The sequence below is a fragment of the Pseudomonas sp. NFX1 genome (genome assembly GCF_051123555.1).
GTDB classification, from domain to species: Bacteria; Pseudomonadota; Gammaproteobacteria; order Pseudomonadales; family Pseudomonadaceae; genus Aquipseudomonas; species Aquipseudomonas capeferrum.
On the sequence record NZ_CP169366.1, the window covers coordinates 260,190 to 278,621 of the forward strand.

The window sequence follows — 18,432 nt, forward strand, 5'->3', positions numbered from 1 at the left end:
ATATCAAGAGGCCATCCTTCGATGATCGCCCAGCTGCCGACCAGTGCACCGTCCGCGAACTACCCAGAATTCCTCGAAGCCCTGCGCAACAGTGGCTTCCGTGGCCAGATCAGTGCCGATTACGCTACCCGAACGGTGCTGGCCACCGACAACTCGATTTACCAGCGCCTGCCCCAGGCGGCGGTGTTCCCGCGTGACGCCGATGACGTGGCGCGGGTCGCCGCGCTGATGGGCGACGCGCGCTTTGCGCAGGTCAAGCTGACCCCGCGTGGCGGCGGTACCGGCACCAACGGCCAGTCGCTGACCGACGGCATCGTCGTCGACCTGTCGCGGCACATGAACAGCATCCTCGAAATCAACGTCGAGCAGCGCTGGGTGCGGGTTCAGGCCGGTGTGGTCAAGGACCAGCTCAACGCCGCGCTCAAGCCGCACGGGCTGTTCTTCGCGCCTGAACTGTCCACCTCCAACCGCGCCACCGTCGGCGGCATGATCAACACCGACGCCAGCGGCCAGGGCAGCTGCACCTACGGCAAGACCCGCGATCACGTGCTCGAATTGCACAGCGTACTGCTCGGCGGCGAACGCCTGCACAGCCTGTCCATCGATGACGCCGCGCTGGACCAGGCCTGCGCCGCGCCGGGGCGGGTTGGCGAAGTCTATCGGGTGGCCCGCGAAATCCAGGAAACCCAGGCCGAGCTGATCGAAAGCACCTTCCCCAAGCTCAACCGCTGCCTGACCGGTTACGACCTGGCGCACCTGCGCGACGAGCAGGGGCGCTTCAACCTCAACAGCGTGCTGTGCGGTGCCGAAGGGTCGCTGGGTTACGTGGTCGAAGCCAAGCTCAATGTGCTGCCGATCCCGAAATACGCGGTACTGGTCAACGTCCGCTACACCAGCTTCATGGATGCCCTGCGTGACGCCAATGCCTTGATGGCGCACAAACCCTTGTCGATCGAAACCGTCGACTCCAAGGTGCTGATGCTGGCGATGAAGGACATCGTCTGGCACAGCGTCGCCGAATATTTCCCGGCCGACCCCGAGCGCCCGACCCTGGGTATCAACCTGGTGGAGTTCTGTGGCGATCAGCCTGACGAGGTCAATGCCCGGGTACAGGCGTTCATCCAGCACCTGCAAAGCGACACCAGCGTCGAGCGCCTTGGGCACACCCTGGCCGAAGGCGCCGAGGCGGTCACCCGCGTCTACACCATGCGCAAACGCTCGGTGGGCCTGCTTGGCAACGTCGAGGGTGAGGTGCGCCCGCAGCCGTTCGTCGAAGACACGGCAGTACCGCCAGAGCAACTGGCCGACTACATTGCCGACTTCCGCGCGCTGCTCGATGGCCATGGCCTGGCCTATGGCATGTTCGGCCACGTGGATGCCGGTGTGCTGCACGTGCGTCCGGCGCTTGACATGAAAGACCCGGCCCAGGCCGCACTGGTCAAGCCGATTTCCGATGCCGTGGCGGCGCTGACCCAGCGCTATGGCGGGCTGCTTTGGGGTGAGCACGGCAAGGGCCTGCGCTCGGAATACGTGCCCGATTACTTTGGCGAACTGTACCCGGCGTTGCAGCGCCTCAAAGGGGCGTTCGACCCACGCAACCAGCTCAACCCCGGCAAGATCTGCACGCCGCCAGACAGCGCCGAAGGCCTGACCAAGGTCGATGGCGTGACGTTGCGCGGTGACCTCGACCGCACCATCGACGAGCGCGTCTGGCAGAACTTCAGCAGCGCCGTGCACTGCAACGGCAACGGCGCCTGCTACAACTACGACCCCAACGACGCCATGTGCCCGTCGTGGAAGGCCACCCGTGAGCGTCAGCACTCACCCAAGGGCCGTGCCTCGTTGATGCGTGAATGGTTGCGCTTGCAGGGCGCAGCGGATATCGATGTGCTGGCGGCAGCGCGCAACAAGGTGTCCTGGCTCAAGGGCCTGCCGGCGCGGCTGCGCAACAACCGCGGGCGCGACCAGGGGCAGGCAGACTTCTCCCACGAAGTCTACGACGCCATGGCCGGTTGCCTGGCGTGCAAGTCGTGCGCGGGGCAATGCCCGATCAAGGTCAACGTGCCGGACTTCCGCTCGCGTTTCCTCGAGCTCTACCACGGCCGCTACCAGCGCCCGCTGCGTGATTACCTGATCGGCTCGCTGGAGTTCACCATCCCGTACCTGGCGCATGCGCCGGGGCTGTACAACGCGGTAATGGGCTCGAAGTGGGTCAGCAAGCTGCTGGCCGACAAGGTCGGCATGGTCGACAGCCCGTTGATCAGCCGTTTCAACTTCCAGGCCACCTTGACCCGCTGCCGCGTCGGCGTGGCCAGCGTGCCTGCCCTGCGCGAGCTGACGCCGGCCCAGCGTGAGCGCAGCATCGTGCTGGTGCAGGATGCCTTCACCCGTTACTTCGAGACGCCGCTGCTGGCTGCCTTCATCGACCTGGCTCACCGCCTGGGCCACCGGGTATTCCTGGCGCCATACAGTGCCAACGGCAAGCCCTTGCATGTGCAGGGCTTCCTTGGGGCCTTCGCCAAGGCGGCGATCCGCAACGGTACCCAGCTCAAGGCCCTGGCCGATTGCGGCGTGCCGCTGGTGGGGCTGGACCCGGCCATGACCCTGGTGTACCGCCAGGAGTACCAGAAGGTGCCGGGCCTGGAAGGCTGCCCGAACGTGCTGTTGCCGCAGGAGTGGCTGATGGATGTGCTGCCGGAGCAGGCGCCGACCGCACCCGGCAATTTCCGCTTGATGGCCCACTGCACCGAGAAAACCAACGTACCGGCCAGTACTCGGCAGTGGGAGCAGGTGTTCGCACGCCTGGGCCTGAAGCTGGTGACCGAGGCTACCGGTTGCTGCGGCATGTCCGGCACCTACGGGCATGAAGCGCGTAACCAGGAGACTTCGCGGACCATCTTCGAGCAGTCCTGGGCGACCAAGCTGGACAAGGAAGGCGAGGCGCTGGCGACAGGTTACTCGTGCCGCAGCCAGGTCAAGCGCATGACCGAGCGGCAGATGCGTCATCCGCTGGAAGTGGTGTTGCAGTACGCGCAGCGGTAAGCCTGTTACCCCCTCTTCGCGGGGTCACCGCGAAGAGGGCAGTCCAGGCCTTGCAAGCTCAAGCATCCTGGGCCTGTTTGCGGCCATGTCGCGCCTGCCGATACAGGTACAGGCTCAACACCAGCCCGCACCCCGAAGCCCCCGCCGCAAACAGGAACATCGAAGCAAACCCGAACCCCGCCGCCACCGCGCCCACCAACGGCCCGGTAATCCCCAGCGACAAATCGATGAACAGCGAATACGCACCTACTGCCGCCCCGCGGTTGGCCGCCGACACCTGGTTCACCGCCTCGACCCCCAGCGCCGGAAACACCAGCGAGAAGCCAAAGCCACTGAGCGCCGCCCCGGCCAATGCCAGCTCGGCGCTGGGCGCCAGCCACAGCATCAGCAGGCCAAGCGTCTCCACCGCCAGGCAGGCGATCGCCACCCTGAAGCCGCCCAGCCGATTGATCAGGTTGCCGAACAGCAGCCGCGCACAGATGAAGCTGGCCCCGAACAGGCTCAGGGTCAGTGCCGCATTCGCCCAGCCACGGCTGGCGTAGTACAGGGTGATGAAAGTGGCGATGGTGCCAAAGCCGATCGAGCCCAGAGCCAGCCCCGAACCATGCGGGAACACTTTTCCCAGCACCCGCAGGAATGGCAGGCGCACCCCGCTGACCACTGGCGCGGCGCGCTTCGGCCAGGCCAGCAGCAGGCCGAGCACGCACAACAGGATGATGCTTGCACCCATGCTCCACAGCCCCAGGCTCTTGACCATCAGCACGCCCAGTGGGGCGCCGATGGCCAGCGCGCCGTAGCTGGCGATGCCGTTCCAGGAAATCACTTTGGCCGTGTTTTCGGCGCCAACTCGGCCGATCCCCCAACCAATCGCGCCAGAACCCACCAGGCTTTCGGCGCTGCCCAGCACCAGGCGGCCCACCAGCAGGCAGGTCAAACTCAGCCAGGGCAAGTGGGTGAGGAAGGCGCAGGCCAGCATGAAGACGCCGCTGAGCCCGCACCCGGCCAGGCCATACATCACTGCCTTCTTGCTGCCGAGGTTATCGATGATGCGGCTGGCCGTAGGGCGGCTGAGCAACGTGGCCAGGTACTGCACACTGATCACCAGGCCGGCGATCACGGTGCTGAAGCCCAGGTCGTTATGCACATAACCCGGCAGGACGGCCAGGGGGATGCCGATGTTCAGGTAGCCGATGAACGTGAAAAGGACGATGGACACCACCTGCGCGGTGATCGCAAGGTGTGACGTGGATTTGGCGGGCATGGCAGATCCATTGGGCTAGACGGGCGAGAACGGTGTAATCATATCCACCCTGGCCCGGCCTGTGGGCAGGTCTTTGATGAACAAGCCTGCCCACGGCGTGCGGTCACTCCTTGTAGTCCACCAGCCAGCTGACACTGAAGGATGCCCTGCCGTAGTCCAGGCGCAGGCGTGGCATCACATAGCCCCCACACGAGCGGCAGGCACTGAACAGGGTGAACACTTCGATGCTGCGCACGCTGTCGGGCGCGGCGAGCAGGTCGTCGTTGAGCACTGTGGCGATCAAGCGTTCGGAGTCCAGGTGCCTATGATGCTCGACGATATTGAAGTGGTCGGGGCGACGCAATGTGGGCAGCTCAGTAAAGCGGGGGGACGGTAGCTGGCCCTCCATGCGCGCGCGTGCATCGATGTAGGTCACGCGTGTGTGCGGTTCGGCTGGCGGTGTTGGTATGCCTACCTTGCGGTTTTTCCAGCCACCGGACAGCGAAAAGTAGACCCGGCGGCTGCCATCTTCCAGTGTCGCGGTGGCGAAAGCCAGGTTAGCACCAGGCAAGTGTCGGCGAAGTTGCAGCGCGCCAGCTTCGCTGAGTAGTTCGGCCACGCTCATCGGCATGAAGGGCGCGTCGGTGCCGGTAGCGGGCAGCAAGGTGTTGAGCACGAGGGCTACGTGATCCTGCTCAGTCAGCGCGGCTTGGCGCAGTGGCCGCCAGGCGGGAATGATTTCCCGGTTCAGACCTGCCAGGTTGAGCTTGGCGACGCCGGTAAGGGCATCCTGGGCAGCGGGAGCCGTCAGAATGTTCTTGGCGTACTCAGGCAGCATGCGCGCCTCCGCCGCGTCGAGTAGCTCCTGGAACAAGCTGGATGCGGGCGGGTGGCTGGCGCGGCTGTGTTCAAGCCAGTCGCGCAGGAGGGCGGTCAGGTTGTCGATGTCACGCTGCAGATTGGGGCGAGTCGCGACGATCCGGTAGGTTTCGCTGACCTGCAGATAACGTTCGATCATCTTTTCGTCGCGCACCCGCGACAGGGTTTGTCGCGTGCTGGAGGGTGGCGTGGGCAGGTCACCTGGCCGCAATGTACCGGCTGCAAGCGCGTTCAACTGGCGCGCTTGCCAGGGCGATATCACCCACTGCGCTGCATAGAAGACGCCGACATCGGCCTCGACGATCATCCAGTCGCGGCCTTGCCACTCGATGATTGCCGCCCTCAACGTGCGGCGGTCGGGCACGGTTCTGGCCAGCCCGCCCAGGCGCACCGGTGGGCAGACGCGGGCGATCAGTTGCACTTGGGCGGCTGAAAACGTTTCGGGCAAGCCAAACCAGAATTCCGCCAAAGGGTCGGCAGTGATGCGTCGGTGGTAAACCGGGGGGGTGATGATGCCCAGGCGAACCCGAGCCTCCAGTGCCTTTATCGGGGCGAGCGGTTTGGACGGCTGGCCGGTGTAGTTCACCACCTTGCCCTCATGCACCATGGCCTGTGTCCAGGCGTCAAACCGGCTGTCGCCTCCGTGCATGCGTATGGGCGCAGGCTCGATACGCACATGCTGGAAAGCATGGCTTACCTGCTGGCCGAACAGGGGGGTATGCGCTTCGTTGGCGGCCGGGGAGAAGCTCAAGGCGATATGCCTGTCGCCTTCGTTGCGGTATGGCGCGTTCTGCAGGGTCGGCGCCGGGGCGAGCGACAGCGGTTGGTTGTCGATCCGGCGCAGTGTATTGCTGAGTCCGCCGGGGTGATGGCGGTATACGGCGCCGTTGATCAGCGTATCCACCTGGCCATCGCTCCTGGCAATCGACAGTGGGCGGGGATGGCCTTGCCACGCCAAAGGTGCATCCGCCGGTGTCAGGCGGTCGCGCCTGAACTGGCCAGGGGTCAGGCCGGGCGGGGGCGGCTGATCGAGCCTGAAGTTGTTCGGCCAGGCTGCATGAGTGGGCAGTTCAGGCTGGCTGTGCCAGCGCCTTGGCCCCACGGTTCGGGCATAGACCGCAGGCGGCAATTCGGATAACTCGGACCAGCGTCGGGCTGATTTGACCAGCCCTAGGCGCATTGCCCGAGCGGCTTGGCTGTTGGCAGCGGACAGGCGCGCCAGTGGGTTTGCTGCGCGGCGGAGCGCACTGGTTGCCGTACCTGCGCCTGCCACTACGTCCAGTATGCAACTCGCTGCATCCTGCCCGTTCTGTACGTCGAAGCAGGTTGCCCCTGGCACGGTGCGTTTGATCAGGTTCCAGAAGTAACCCCAGTTGCTGACTTTGCGCCTCTCGGCAAGGAATGCCTCGTGAAGCGTGGCGCCTTTGCTGACGGCATGCAACGCTGCGCTGTTACCTAGCCCGACGTATTGGACGTAGGCTTTGGTCAGAGCCTCCAGTCTGTGCTGCGCCGGCGCTTGGATGATGGTGCTCAGGCTGGAATGGAACGTGGCGACATCCCAGGTAGGGGGCGCTTCGTTATAGGCCTGATAGGGCAGTGTCACAATGTCCGAGAGGCGGTGGGCGGCAGCCAAGGGGATGGCGCGCTCGTGCCATGTCAAGCGCTGCGGGAACAGTTCCAGTAACGTGTGGTCGTGTTCACCTTGCAACAAAACCAGCATGCCCAGTGTGCCTACCTCTTGCTGCCAGTGTTCCTCGGGGCTGTCACCATAGGGCGGGACCGGGCCAGGTTGCCGATAACGTGGCCAGGTCGCGGCGTAACAGGTCCAGGGGCCTTCGCGCAGTGCCTGCAGATAAGCTTCCGGCAGATGCCTGAGGAGCCGTTGCATCAGGCCTTCATGGAGTACTTGGGCCGATGCCAGCCAGTGGTCGAATGCCTCTTCGAACCATTGGGTGACGTCTGGCAGGCCTTTCGCGCTGTAGCGGGTTTGTTGATCGACATACGCCTCGAGGTGAAGCTGGCCATCGACGTTGCGCCCGGCCGGGTCGATGCTGGCTGCCTCCAGCAACCTGCACGCTTCGGCCATGCGGTCTGGGCGCTGCTGCAATTGCGCCACATCCCAGGCAATCAGGTAGTGATCGTAGACCGTGCGCCATTGCTGGGCCGACCAGGGCGGCATGTACTCGATGTGGCCCTGCAGCGGCCCCCACTGGGCGAGCGTGTCGCGCAGGGCTTCACTGCTGCCAGCGGAGTCTTCGACGGTCTGGCTGAGTATCTGCTCTGCCTGTTCATGACTCAGCGGGCGCTGCAGGTCGCGCAGCAGCATGACCCCTTGGCGCAGAATGGCCCAGTTCAGGTCGGGTCGATAAGGTATCGCTGTGGGGGTGTCGTCGAGCAGCAGTTCGGGGGCGAAGTGGCGCAGCAGTAACTCGGCAGCCAGTTCGGCAACGGCGGGGCGGCAGCCGAGGCTGGCCTGTACGCTGTTGGTCAGGTCCAGGCGTATGTCGGCATACGGTAGCCACTGGTTCAGTGGGTTGAACAGTTCGAAGTCCAATACATAGCCGGCACGTCGTTCATGCGGTGGGTAAAGCCAATCGATCAGGGCCTGTTCGGCAAGGTCACGGCTGTTGATGTCCTCTGGCAACTGCAGGGCTTGTGTCAGGCGAGCGGCCCAGTTACGGAAAGCCTGGGCGTGCAACAACGCATCCAGTACCTGGGCGACGGGGGCACTCAGCGCTGCGCCCGGCAAGGCGACTTTGCCGTACTGATTGGGCTCATGGCCGGCTTCGCGTTCGCGCAGGGTCGGGGGGCGATAGCGCAGCCCCTGGTAGTAGACGTCTGCCTCAAGTGTCGCGAACAGGTGCTCGGCTGGGTTGCTGCCTGTCGGTACGGCCAGCAGGTGGTGTGACAGGGCATCGAGGTCCAGGGCGTGCGCAAGTTCCACTGCCGTTGCTGGCACCAGGGGCGGCGGGGCTTCGTCGGGCAGGTCGTGGTGAAGCAGCAGGGCCGCCATGATGAAGGCGTCACGGCGCTTGTGACACAGGTGCCTGGCCCACAGCGTCTGGGCCAGGCTGCAGGCGTGATAGGCAGCGGCTCCCGATGGGCCAGTAAGGTCGTCGGGAAGTGCCCTTGCCACCAAGGTTCTGAAGAAATAGGCACACTCGCCGGTGGCCAAGGGTGTCGCCGGCGGGCGCTTGAAAAAGGCGTTGAGGTGGCTCGTGGCTGCCGGGCTGGCAAATGCCTGGTTCAGGGCCTCGCGCAACTCATGGTCCTGGAGCTGACGCGGAAACAGGTCGTCGAAGTCGAATGCCCGGTCAAAGTGCAGGCTCAGCGAAGTCTTCAGGTCGAGGGGGCCGGACGTATCATTCGCCAGCAGGATGTCCTGGGCTGTGATCGCATCGATGCGGCGGCGGTACTCGTCGGGAGCGGAGGAGGGTGAATGCATGGTGCAATCTCCGGTAAGGGAGCCGCAACGATGCATAGCCTGGCAGGTGAGCGGGGGGTAGCAGGCTACTGCCTGAGGCTGAACGGTGTGAAAACGTGTTGACGGCGGTGGCCCGCAGGTCAGCCGTTTTCACACAGTTGTGATGCGCGGTTTATTCCTGATCAGCGCTGGATTGATCGTCACCATCCTGGTCGACGGCAGGCGTCGGCTCGGCGTGGACGGAAACGGTTTGCTCTTCTGGGTTCAGGCTTGGGAAGGGAAGATTCGGGATTTCATGCATCTCGTCGTTCCTCGCAAGTGTGAGTGAAAAGGCTGCGCCAGGCGCGTTTGGGGCTTCGGAAAGCTGGGGCAGGATACAGCAGTCTGGATGACAGTTTGAACTTTTTCCCGTTCGCTTGTCGGGTTTACGGGCGAATAACGGACATTTGTCTTACAAAAAAACGGGGCCGCTGTGCCCCCCTTCGCGCCGGAACGCCGTATAGGGGGGGCACAGCGGCCCCGTCTTCAGGTGTTACTTGCGGCCTTCAGCCGACTCGGCAACCTTGTCGGTACGCGCGCACATGATGAAGTCGTTGCGGTGCAGGCCCTTGATCGAGTGGCTCCACCAGGTCACGGTGACCTTGCCCCACTCGGTCAGCAGGCCAGGGTGATGGCCTTCTGCTTCAGCGATTTCACCCACGGCATTGGTGAAGTCCAGGGCATGCTTGAAGTTCTTGAACTTGAACACGCGCTCCAGCTCCATGTGGCCGTCGCGCACTTCGATGTTCCAGTCCGGGATTTCGCGAATCAGCTCCGCCAGTTCCTCGTCGCTGACTTTCGGTGCATCGGCGCGGCAGGCTTCGCAATGGGCTTGGTTCAAGGCATTCATGATTACTTTTCCAGTTCGAGTTGTTATCAGGGTGGTTTCAGGCAGCAACCTTGGGTGGAAACTTGGGGGCGTGCAGGCCAAGCTGCATGGCCTGCTGAACCATGCCCATGATGTCTTCATGGGCCAGGTCGAACAGCCGCTTGAGGTTGGGCAAGACGAAATACAGCGGCTGCAGGATGTCGATGCGGTACGGCGTGCGCATCGCTTCGATCGGGTCGAACGCCTGGTGTTCCGGTTCGTTCGACAGGCTGTAGACCGTTTCTTTCGGCGAGGAAAGGATGCCGCCGCCATAGATCTTCTGACCTTGCGGGGTCTCCATCAGGCCGAACTCGATGGTCATCCAGTACAGGCGCGCCAGGTACACGCGCTGCTCTTTGGTTGCGGCCAGGCCGAGTTTGCCATAGGTGTGGGTGAACTCGGCGAACCAAGGGTTGGTCAGCAGCGGGCAGTGGCCGAAGATCTCGTGGAAGATGTCCGGTTCCTGCAGGTAGTCCAGTTCTTGCGGGGTGCGGATGAACGTGGCAACCGGGAAGCGCTTGCTGGCCAGCAATTCGAAGAAGGTCTGGAAGGGGATCAGTGCCGGTACGCGGGCGACCTGCCAGCCGGTGGTGGCGCCCAGCACCTTGTTGACCTCGCCCAGTTGCGGGATGCGGTCGTGGGGCAGCTTGAGCTGGTCGATGCCGTCCAGGTATTCCTGGCACGCACGGCCTTCGATGACTTTCAGCTGACGGGTGATCAGCGTATTCCACACCGCATGCTCTTGCTGCGGGTAGTCGATAAAACCATGCGCATCGGGCTCGCGTGCCACGTATTGCGTCTGTTTCATGTGGCTCTCCTGGTGAGGGCTTTTCTTGTTATGTGCTTACCCTAGGAATATCCCCTCATCCGGCAATTTGCACGGGGGCAGGTGCTTCTGTCAGGTGATGGGTTGGCGGCTATTCGTAACGAAAATTTTACAAAAACACGCGGGTGACGGAAAATCCGGGGCATAGCGCTGATGGTTTGCCTGTTTTTGTCAGCTTATCTTTACGAATTTTCCGCGCCCAGGTGAAAAACATCGGCGCTTAGAGAGCTCTCATGCGTATCAAAGTGCATTGCCAGAACCGCATCGGCATCCTTCGCGACATCCTCAACCTGTTGGTGGAGTACGGCATCAACGTGCTGCGCGGCGAGGTGGGGGGCGATCATGGCAATGCCATCTACCTGCACTGCCCGAACCTGATCAACCTGCAGTTCCAGGCCCTGCGGCCGAAATTCGAGGCCATTGCCGGAGTGTTCGGCGTCAAGCGCGTGGGTTTGATGCCCAGTGAGCGTCGGCACATGGAGCTGAATGCATTATTGGGCGCATTGGACTTCCCTGTGCTGTCGATCGACATGGGCGGCAGCATCGTTGCCGCCAACCGCACGGCGGCGCAGTTGCTCGGGGTGCGGGTCGACGAGGTGCCGGGTATGCCGCTGGCGCGTTATGTCGAAGACTTCGACCTGCCCGAACTGGTGCGGGCCAACAAGTCGCGCATCAACGGCTTGCGGGTCAAGGTCAAGGGCGACGTGTTTCTCGCCGATATCGCGCCGTTGCAATCCGAGCATGACGACAGCGAGGCGCTGGCCGGCGCGGTGCTGACTTTGCACCGCGCCGACCGTATCGGTGAGCGCATCTATAACGTGCGCAAGCAGGAGTTGCGCGGCTTTGACAGTATCTTCCAGAGCTCGCGGGTGATGGCGGCGGTGGTGCGTGAGGCGCGGCGCATGGCGCCACTGGATGCACCCTTGCTGATCGAAGGCGAGACGGGCACCGGCAAAGAGCTGCTGGCGCGCGCCTGCCATCTGGCCAGCCCGCGTGGGCAGTCGCCGCTGATGGCGCTCAATTGCGCGGGGTTGCCCGAGTCGATGGCCGAGACCGAGCTGTTCGGCTACGGCCCGGGTGCCTTCGAAGGGGCGCGGGCCGAAGGCAAGCTGGGGCTGCTGGAGCTGACGGCGGGCGGTACGCTGTTTCTCGATGGGGTCGGGGAGATGAGCCCGCGGCTGCAGGTGAAGCTGCTGCGTTTTCTGCAGGACGGTTGCTTTCGCCGGGTAGGCAGTGATGAAGAGGTGTACCTGGATGTGCGGGTCATCTGCGCGACCCAGGTGGACTTGTCCGAGTTGTGCGCACGCGGCGAGTTCCGCCAGGACCTGTATCACCGCCTCAATGTGTTGTCTTTGCACATCCCGCCCTTGCGTGAGTGCATGGATGGGCTGGAGGGGCTGGTGCAGCACTTTCTCGATCAGGCCAGCCGACAAATTGGCTGCGCGTTGCCGCGCCTGCTGCCGGCAGCAATGGATAAACTCAGCCAGTACCACTGGCCCGGTAATGTGCGGCAACTGGAAAACGTATTGTTCCAGGCGGTTTCGTTATGTGAAGGCGGCGTGGTTAAAAGCGAGCATATTCGTTTGCCCGACTATGGCGTGCGTCAACCGCTGGGGGAATTTTCCCTGGAAGGGGATCTTTCGCAGATTGTCGGGCGCTTTGAAAAGGCCGTACTGGAAAGTTTGATGGGGGAATTTACAAGTAGCCGCGCATTGGGCAAACGATTGGGTGTTTCGCACACGACCATTGCCAACAAGTTGCGCGATTATTCGCTGGGCAAGACGCCAGAATAATAGTCGTCGATGTAAGTTTGAATGGCGTGTGGCAGCGGGTTTGCCCGCGAAGGGCCCCAGCGGGGCCCTGATCTCAAGGGTTAGCCGTTAGAGCAGCCATTCCCCATCACGCGGTATTCAAGAATGTGCGTCTGGCCCTTGGAGTCCTCATAGGTCATGCGGGCGGGCACGACTTCACAGACGTTGGGCACTTCGCTCATGGAGATGACGCGGGCAATGTCCAGGTGCTGCGAATAACTGTACTGTTCAACCGGAATCTGCTCGGCATCGTTTGCTTCGCCGGCCATTGCCGCGCCGCAAAGACTGCCAAGTACCAATACCAGTAAAGCTTTCATTTTCTATTTACCTGTCTAAGGTCGTGAGGGGGTGCGCGGCGTTTGTAACGCCGCACGTGCTGCGGGTTTTAACTATCGAAGTAGAGGGGGATTAACGCTTGCCTTCGTGGGGGCTGTTACCAGAAGTTAATCGCCTTGCCGTTGTTGGCGAGATGAATTTTAGGGGGGCGGCTTGCGCTGAAACAGTAGGCCTTTTGATAAAGTGTTTTGACAGAATCTGTAACAATCACCCAAAAAACACCCTGATTTTTTCGGGCCAGGGCTGCGAGCCGCGAGCTAGAGCGCTCTGCTCGTACGTCAGTACCAAATTCGGCCGCTTTACTACCAACGTCGAATGGCTTTTGTTGCTCTGGTACAGTTACAAACGGTTCCATACAAAAACAACTATTACACCGAGGTAACACAGATGAGTGCGGCTCCACTGTATCCCGTTCGTCCCGAGGTTGCGGCCACTACCCTGACCGACGAGGCCACCTACAAGGCCATGTACCAGCAATCGGTGATCAACCCGGACGGCTTCTGGCGTGAGCAGGCCCAGCGTCTGGACTGGATCAAGCCGTTTACCAAGGTCAAGCAGACCTCCTTCGATGACCACCATGTCGATATCAAGTGGTTTGCCGATGGCACTCTGAACGTTTCCTCCAACTGCCTGGACCGTCACCTTGAAGAGCGTGGCGACCAGTTGGCGATCATCTGGGAGGGCGACGACCCTTCCGAGCACCGCAACATCACCTACCGCGAGCTCCACGAGCAGGTCTGCAAGTTTGCCAACGCCTTGCGTGGCCAGGATGTGCACCGCGGCGACGTGGTGACCATCTACATGCCGATGATCCCCGAGGCCGTGGTCGCCATGCTGGCCTGTGCCCGCATCGGTGCAATCCACTCGGTGGTATTCGGCGGCTTCTCCCCCGAGGCGCTGGCCGGCCGAATCATCGACTGCAAGTCCAAGGTGGTGATCACTGCCGACGAAGGCTTGCGCGGCGGCCGTCGTACCCCGCTCAAGGGCAACGTCGACCTGGCCCTGACCAACCCTGAAACCAACAGCGTGCAGAAGATCATCGTGTGCAAGCGCACCGGTGGCGAGATTGCCTGGCACCAGCACCGCGACATCTGGTACGAAGACCTGATGAAAGTGGCTTCCAGCCATTGCGCGCCGAAAGAAATGGGTGCCGAGGAAGCACTGTTCATCCTTTATACCTCCGGCTCCACCGGCAAGCCCAAGGGCGTGCTGCACACCACGGGGGGTTACCTGGTGTACGCGGCGCTGACCCATGAACGCGTGTTCGACTACCGCCCGGGTGAGGTCTACTGGTGCACCGCAGACGTGGGCTGGGTCACCGGCCACAGTTACATCGTCTACGGCCCGCTGGCCAACGGCGCCACCACCTTGCTGTTCGAGGGCGTGCCGAACTACCCGGACATCACCCGGGTGTCGAAAATCATCGACAAGCACAAGGTCAACATCCTCTACACCGCGCCTACCGCGATTCGCGCCATGATGGCCGAAGGGCAGGCGGCCGTTGACGGCGCCGATGGTTCCAGCCTGCGCCTGCTGGGTTCGGTCGGCGAGCCGATCAACCCTGAGGCATGGAACTGGTACTACAAGGCCGTCGGCAAAGAGCGTTGCCCAATCGTCGATACCTGGTGGCAGACCGAAACCGGCGGCATCCTGATCAGCCCGTTGCCAGGCGCCACCGGCCTCAAGCCGGGTTCGGCTACCCGTCCGTTCTTTGGGGTGGTGCCGGCGCTGGTGGACAACCTGGGCAACCTGATCGATGGCGCCGCCGAAGGCAACCTGGTGATCCTCGACTCCTGGCCGGGCCAGTCGCGTTCGCTGTATGGCGATCACGACCGTTTCGTCGACACCTACTTCAAGACTTTCCGTGGCATGTACTTCACCGGTGACGGCGCACGCCGCGACGAGGATGGTTACTACTGGATCACCGGCCGTGTGGATGACGTGCTCAACGTGTCCGGCCACCGCATGGGCACTGCCGAAATCGAAAGTGCCATGGTTGCCCACGCCAAGGTTGCCGAGGCGGCCGTGGTGGGTGTGCCGCACGACATCAAGGGGCAGGGCATCTATGTCTATGTCACCCTCAATGCCGGCGTGGAACCCAGCGAGCAACTGCGCCTGGAGCTGAAAAACTGGGTGCGCAAAGAGATCGGGCCGATTGCTTCGCCGGACGTTATCCAGTGGGCGCCTGGGCTGCCGAAGACCCGCTCGGGCAAGATCATGCGGCGTATCCTGCGCAAGATCGCCACGGCGGAGTACGGCTCATTGGGGGATATCTCGACCCTCGCCGACCCGGGTGTGGTGCAGCACCTGATCGACACGCACAAAGCGATGAACCTGGCTTCGGCGTGATGCGCAGGGGGTTGTAGCACGCCCCTCCCAGGCTCTGATAAAAACCCCGCTCGGGCAACCGGCGGGGTTTTTGCTTTACTGTTACCCGACATTCATCGGTAACTCTTCTGTCACCGTGGGTGTTCGCAAACGGGGCACGAGGAAACAACTTGGCCCACTTTCGGTGCGTTTTTGCAGGCATTTTTGCCTGGGTGGCACGCTGCGCTTGCCGTGACACAAGGCTTTGCCAATAATAGGCCCAGTATTTGCTAGTTCAATGGGTTCTAATTCTTGCGCTCTTGCATATCTTGCAATGGCTGTCAACATCGCCCGCAGCGGTTTCAAGCGCTTCTGTAAGTAGTTGTCGCTTTGAAGAAATATCGACTACCGGGCTGTCGTTAAAATGCCACTCACTCGCTCGTGGTCTCCGACCGACCCTGCGCGGCTCGCGTTGTACCCATTCGCATATCGGGCAGCCGTTACCTGCCTTGTATTGCCCCGTACCGATGGAGTTACCTGATGAAGAAGCTCGCACTGCTTGGCGCCCTGGCGCTGTCCGTGTTTTCCCTGGTGTCGCAGGCCGATGAAAAACCATTGAAAATCGGTATCGAAGCCGCCTACCCACCCTTTGCCTTCAAGCAGCCCGACGGCAGCATTGCCGGTTTCGACTACGACATCGGCAATGCCCTGTGTGAAGAGATGAAAGCCAAGTGCACCTGGGTCGAGCAAGAGTTCGACGGCCTGATCCCGGCACTGAAGGTGCGCAAGATCGACGCGATTCTGTCGTCCATGTCGATTACCGAAGACCGCAAGAAGTCGGTCGACTTCACCAACCGCTACTACCTGACCCCAGCACGCCTGGTGATGAAGGAAGGCACCACCGTCAGCGACAGCCTGGGCGAACTGCAGGGCAAGAAGATCGGCGTGCAGCGCGGCTCGATCCATGACCGCTTCGCCAAGGAAGTGCTGGGCGCCAAAGGTGCCACTGTGGTTCCTTACGGCACCCAGAACGAAATCTACCTGGATGTGGCTGCCGGCCGCCTCGATGGCACCGTGGCTGACGCCACCCTGCTGGAAGACGGCTTCCTCAAGACCGACGCCGGCAAGGGCTTCGCCTTCGTAGGCCCGGCCTTCACCGACGCCAAGTACTTCGGTGACGGCATCGGCATTGCCGTGCGTAAGGGTGACAAGGCCAACGTCGACCGCATCAATGCGGCCATCGACGCGATCCGCGCCAACGGCAAGTACAAACAAATCGAAGCCAAGTACTTCAATTTCGACATCTACGGTCCAGACTCGAAGTAAGACGTCGGGTTTCACCTGTGCAATGGTGCAAACAGCAGAGGCTCTGAGGTTTGCACCATTTTTCATTCTTTAGGTCGAGGACCTCATCATGTTGAAAGGCTACGGGGCAGTCATCCTCGACGGGGCGTGGCTGACGCTGCAGCTCGCCCTATCGTCGATGGCCCTGGCCATCGTGCTCGGCCTGATTGGCGTGGCGCTGCGCTTGTCGCCGGTGCGCTGGCTGGCCTGGTTGGGCGATATGTATGCCACGGTGATCCGTGGTATTCCGGATTTGGTACTGATCCTGCTGATCTTCTACGGCGGGCAGGACATCATCAACCGGGTAGCGCCGCTGTTTGGCTACGAAGACTACATCGACCTGAACCCGCTGGCTGCGGGCATCGGCACCTTGGGCTTCATTTTTGGCGCGTACCTGTCGGAAACCTTCCGCGGTGCCTTCCTCGGCATCCCCAAGGGCCAGGCCGAAGCCGGCGTGGCCTATGGCATGAGCAACCTTCAGGTGTTCTTCCGCATCCAGGTGCCACAGATGATCCGCCTGGCCATTCCGGGCTTCACCAACAATTGGCTGGTGCTGACCAAGGCCACGGCGCTGATCTCGGTGGTCGGCCTGCAGGACATGATGTTCAAAGCCAAGCAGGCGGCTGACGCCACCCGCGAACCCTTCACTTTCTTTCTGGCGGTGGCGGCCATGTACCTGGTATTGACCAGTGTCTCGCTGCTGGCCTTGAAGTATCTTGAAAAACGCTACTCGGTGGGCGTCAAGGTGGTTGAACTATGATCTTCGACTACAACGTGGTGTGGGAGGCCATGCCGCTGTACCTCGGCGGGCTGCTGACCACCCTCAAGCTGCTGGCGCTGTCACTGTTCTTCGGCCTGCTCGCAGCAGTTCCGCTGGGCTTGATGCGGGTGTCCAAGCAGCCGCTGGTCAACCTCAGTGCCTGGCTGTACACCTATGTGATTCGCGGCACGCCGATGCTGGTGCAGCTGTTTCTGATCTACTACGGCCTGGCCCAGTTCGAAGCGGTGCGCGCGAGTATCTTCTGGCCAATGCTGTCCAGTGCCACCTTCTGCGCCTGCCTGGCCTTTGCCGTCAACACCAGTGCCTACACCGCGGAGATCATCGCCGGCAGCCTCAAGGCCACGCCCCATGGCGAGATCGAGGCGGCCAAGGCCATGGGCATGTCGCGCATGAAGATGTACCGGCGCATCCTGCTGCCGTCGGCCTTGCGTCGGGCGCTGCCGCAGTACAGCAACGAAGTGATCATGATGCTGCAGACCACCAGCCTTGCCTCGATCGTTACCCTGATCGACATCACTGGCGCGGCGCGCACGGTCAATGCCCAGTACTACCTGCCTTTCGAGGCCTACATCACGGCGGGCGTGTTCTACCTGTGCCTGACCTTCATCCTGGTGCGCCTGTTCAAGATGGCCGAACGCCGCTGGCTCGGCTACCTGGCGCCGCGCAAGCACTGACCGCTCTGTGAGAATCGACAGCATGTACAAACTCGAAGTCCAAGACCTGCACAAGCGCTACGGCAGCCATGAAGTGCTCAAGGGCGTGTCCCTGGCGGCCAAGGCCGGCGATGTGATCAGCATCATCGGCTCCAGCGGTTCGGGCAAGTCGACCTTCCTGCGCTGCATCAACCTGCTGGAGCAGCCCCACGCCGGCAAGATCCTGCTCAACAACGAAGAGTTGAAGCTGGTCGCCGGCAAGGATGGTGCGCTCAAGGCGGCCGACCCGCGTCAGTTGCAGCGCATGCGCTCGCGCCTGTCGATGGTGTTTCAGCATTTCAACCTGTGGTCGCACATGACCGCGCTGGAAAACGTCATCGAGGCCCCCGTGCACGTGCTCGGGATGAACAAGAAAGAGGCCCTGGAAAAGGCCGAGCACTACCTGGCCAAGGTCGGTGTCGCCCACCGCAAGGATGCCTTCCCGGGGCACATGTCCGGTGGCGAGCAGCAGCGCGTGGCGATTGCCCGTGCCCTGGCCGTGGAGCCTGAGGTGATGCTGTTCGACGAACCGACCTCGGCGCTCGACCCCGAGCTGGTGGGTGATGTGCTCAAGGTCATGCAGGCGCTGGCCCAGGAAGGCCGGACCATGGTGGTGGTGACCCACGAGATGGGCTTTGCCCGCGAGGTGTCGAACCAGTTGGTGTTCCTGCACAAGGGCCTGGTGGAAGAGACCGGTTGCCCGCGCGAGGTGCTGGCCAACCCGCAATCGGAGCGGCTCAAGCAGTTCCTCTCCGGCAGCCTCAAGTAAAGAACGCTGCATCTTTGCACCAGAATAGGGCATGCTGCGCAGCGAGCGCAGCCTGACCCTGCGCCACAGACTCG

The 18,432-nt window shown here is 62.3% G+C and carries 14 protein-coding genes; 7 read left to right on the forward strand and 7 right to left on the reverse strand.

The features are described 5' to 3' along the window. Positions 1 to 21: 21 nt before the first annotated feature. Positions 22 to 3,042, forward strand: a complete 3,021-nt coding sequence (gene ydiJ / locus DJ563_RS01125) for a D-2-hydroxyglutarate dehydrogenase YdiJ (RefSeq protein WP_434518679.1) — start codon at positions 22 to 24, stop codon at positions 3,040 to 3,042. A 58-nt stretch (positions 3,043 to 3,100) separates the two neighbouring features. Here the strand turns inward: ydiJ and DJ563_RS01130 are convergent, their stop codons facing one another. From DJ563_RS01130 to phhA, 5 genes are all read right to left on the reverse strand, one after another. Then, entirely contained in the window at positions 3,101 to 4,303 is a 1,203-nt protein-coding gene (locus tag DJ563_RS01130; protein WP_047583456.1) for an MFS transporter, read from the reverse strand. 103 nt (positions 4,304 to 4,406) lie between these two features. Further along, positions 4,407 to 8,606 carry a deaminase domain-containing protein gene (locus DJ563_RS01135; protein WP_434518680.1) on the reverse strand — a complete coding sequence of 1,400 codons (4,200 nt, stop codon included), beginning with the start codon at positions 8,604 to 8,606 and terminating at the stop codon, positions 4,407 to 4,409. A gap of 151 nt (positions 8,607 to 8,757) precedes the next feature. Next, positions 8,758 to 8,886 carry a hypothetical protein gene (locus DJ563_RS01140; RefSeq protein ID WP_077068497.1) on the reverse strand — a complete coding sequence of 43 codons (129 nt, stop codon included), beginning with the start codon at positions 8,884 to 8,886 and terminating at the stop codon, positions 8,758 to 8,760. A 231-nt stretch (positions 8,887 to 9,117) separates the two neighbouring features. Beyond that, positions 9,118 to 9,474: a 4a-hydroxytetrahydrobiopterin dehydratase gene (locus tag DJ563_RS01145; protein ID WP_274098790.1), complete on the reverse strand. Its 357-nt coding sequence runs from the start codon at positions 9,472 to 9,474 to the stop codon at positions 9,118 to 9,120. A gap of 37 nt (positions 9,475 to 9,511) precedes the next feature. Then, positions 9,512 to 10,300: a phenylalanine 4-monooxygenase gene (gene phhA, locus DJ563_RS01150; protein ID WP_274098791.1), complete on the reverse strand. Its 789-nt coding sequence runs from the start codon at positions 10,298 to 10,300 to the stop codon at positions 9,512 to 9,514. A gap of 251 nt (positions 10,301 to 10,551) precedes the next feature. Between phhA and DJ563_RS01155 the strand changes: the two genes are divergently transcribed. Beyond that, positions 10,552 to 12,111 carry a sigma-54-dependent phenylalanine hydroxylase transcriptional regulator PhhR gene (locus DJ563_RS01155; RefSeq protein ID WP_033699577.1) on the forward strand — a complete coding sequence of 520 codons (1,560 nt, stop codon included), beginning with the start codon at positions 10,552 to 10,554 and terminating at the stop codon, positions 12,109 to 12,111. A gap of 80 nt (positions 12,112 to 12,191) precedes the next feature. Here the strand turns inward: DJ563_RS01155 and DJ563_RS01160 are convergent, their stop codons facing one another. Continuing rightward, positions 12,192 to 12,446, reverse strand: coding sequence for a DUF2790 domain-containing protein (locus tag DJ563_RS01160; RefSeq protein WP_033699576.1), 255 nt, complete (start codon positions 12,444 to 12,446; stop codon positions 12,192 to 12,194). Between the two features lie 116 nt (positions 12,447 to 12,562). Beyond that, positions 12,563 to 12,820, reverse strand: coding sequence for a hypothetical protein (locus DJ563_RS01165; RefSeq protein WP_434518681.1), 258 nt, complete (start codon positions 12,818 to 12,820; stop codon positions 12,563 to 12,565). Positions 12,821 to 12,852: 32 nt separating this feature from the next. On the opposite strand from DJ563_RS01165, the gene acs reads away from it, so the two are divergent. The 5 genes from acs (at position 12,853) to aotP (ending at position 18,358) form a co-directional block, all read left to right on the forward strand. Further along, complete coding sequence (gene acs / locus DJ563_RS01170; protein WP_033699574.1) at positions 12,853 to 14,814, forward strand: acetate--CoA ligase; 1,962 nt, start codon at positions 12,853 to 12,855, stop codon at positions 14,812 to 14,814. Positions 14,815 to 15,312: 498 nt separating this feature from the next. After that, complete coding sequence (locus DJ563_RS01175) at positions 15,313 to 16,098, forward strand: ABC transporter substrate-binding protein (protein ID WP_274098792.1); 786 nt, start codon at positions 15,313 to 15,315, stop codon at positions 16,096 to 16,098. A gap of 88 nt (positions 16,099 to 16,186) precedes the next feature. Continuing rightward, positions 16,187 to 16,876, forward strand: a complete 690-nt coding sequence (locus tag DJ563_RS01180) for an ABC transporter permease (protein WP_033699572.1) — start codon at positions 16,187 to 16,189, stop codon at positions 16,874 to 16,876. Next, entirely contained in the window at positions 16,873 to 17,571 is a 699-nt protein-coding gene (locus DJ563_RS01185; RefSeq protein WP_274098793.1) for an ABC transporter permease, read from the forward strand. The genes DJ563_RS01180 and DJ563_RS01185 overlap by 4 nt, the downstream gene beginning before the upstream one ends. A 22-nt stretch (positions 17,572 to 17,593) precedes the next feature. Continuing rightward, positions 17,594 to 18,358, forward strand: a complete 765-nt coding sequence (gene aotP / locus DJ563_RS01190) for an arginine/ornithine transport ATP-binding protein AotP (RefSeq protein WP_186657974.1) — start codon at positions 17,594 to 17,596, stop codon at positions 18,356 to 18,358. Positions 18,359 to 18,432 lie beyond the last annotated feature (74 nt).

What these genes read in the sequence shown, in the direction of transcription:
- DJ563_RS01135 (WP_434518680.1), bottom strand. Translation starts at nt 8,606, where the DNA reads ATGCATTCACCCTCCTCCGCTCCCGACGAGTACCGCCGCCGCATCGAT.
- DJ563_RS01180 (WP_033699572.1), top strand. Translation starts at nt 16,187, where the DNA reads ATGTTGAAAGGCTACGGGGCAGTCATCCTCGACGGGGCGTGGCTGACG.
- DJ563_RS01140 (WP_077068497.1), bottom strand. Translation starts at nt 8,886, where the DNA reads ATGCATGAAATCCCGAATCTTCCCTTCCCAAGCCTGAACCCAGAAGAG.
- DJ563_RS01165 (WP_434518681.1), bottom strand. Translation starts at nt 12,820, where the DNA reads ATGGAACCGTTTGTAACTGTACCAGAGCAACAAAAGCCATTCGACGTT.
- phhA (WP_274098791.1), bottom strand. Translation starts at nt 10,300, where the DNA reads ATGAAACAGACGCAATACGTGGCACGCGAGCCCGATGCGCATGGTTTT.
- DJ563_RS01160 (WP_033699576.1), bottom strand. Translation starts at nt 12,446, where the DNA reads ATGAAAGCTTTACTGGTATTGGTACTTGGCAGTCTTTGCGGCGCGGCA.
- aotP (WP_186657974.1), top strand. Translation starts at nt 17,594, where the DNA reads ATGTACAAACTCGAAGTCCAAGACCTGCACAAGCGCTACGGCAGCCAT.
- DJ563_RS01185 (WP_274098793.1), top strand. Translation starts at nt 16,873, where the DNA reads ATGATCTTCGACTACAACGTGGTGTGGGAGGCCATGCCGCTGTACCTC.
- DJ563_RS01145 (WP_274098790.1), bottom strand. Translation starts at nt 9,474, where the DNA reads ATGAATGCCTTGAACCAAGCCCATTGCGAAGCCTGCCGCGCCGATGCA.
- DJ563_RS01155 (WP_033699577.1), top strand. Translation starts at nt 10,552, where the DNA reads ATGCGTATCAAAGTGCATTGCCAGAACCGCATCGGCATCCTTCGCGAC.
- ydiJ (WP_434518679.1), top strand. Translation starts at nt 22, where the DNA reads ATGATCGCCCAGCTGCCGACCAGTGCACCGTCCGCGAACTACCCAGAA.
- acs (WP_033699574.1), top strand. Translation starts at nt 12,853, where the DNA reads ATGAGTGCGGCTCCACTGTATCCCGTTCGTCCCGAGGTTGCGGCCACT.
- DJ563_RS01175 (WP_274098792.1), top strand. Translation starts at nt 15,313, where the DNA reads ATGAAGAAGCTCGCACTGCTTGGCGCCCTGGCGCTGTCCGTGTTTTCC.
- DJ563_RS01130 (WP_047583456.1), bottom strand. Translation starts at nt 4,303, where the DNA reads ATGCCCGCCAAATCCACGTCACACCTTGCGATCACCGCGCAGGTGGTG.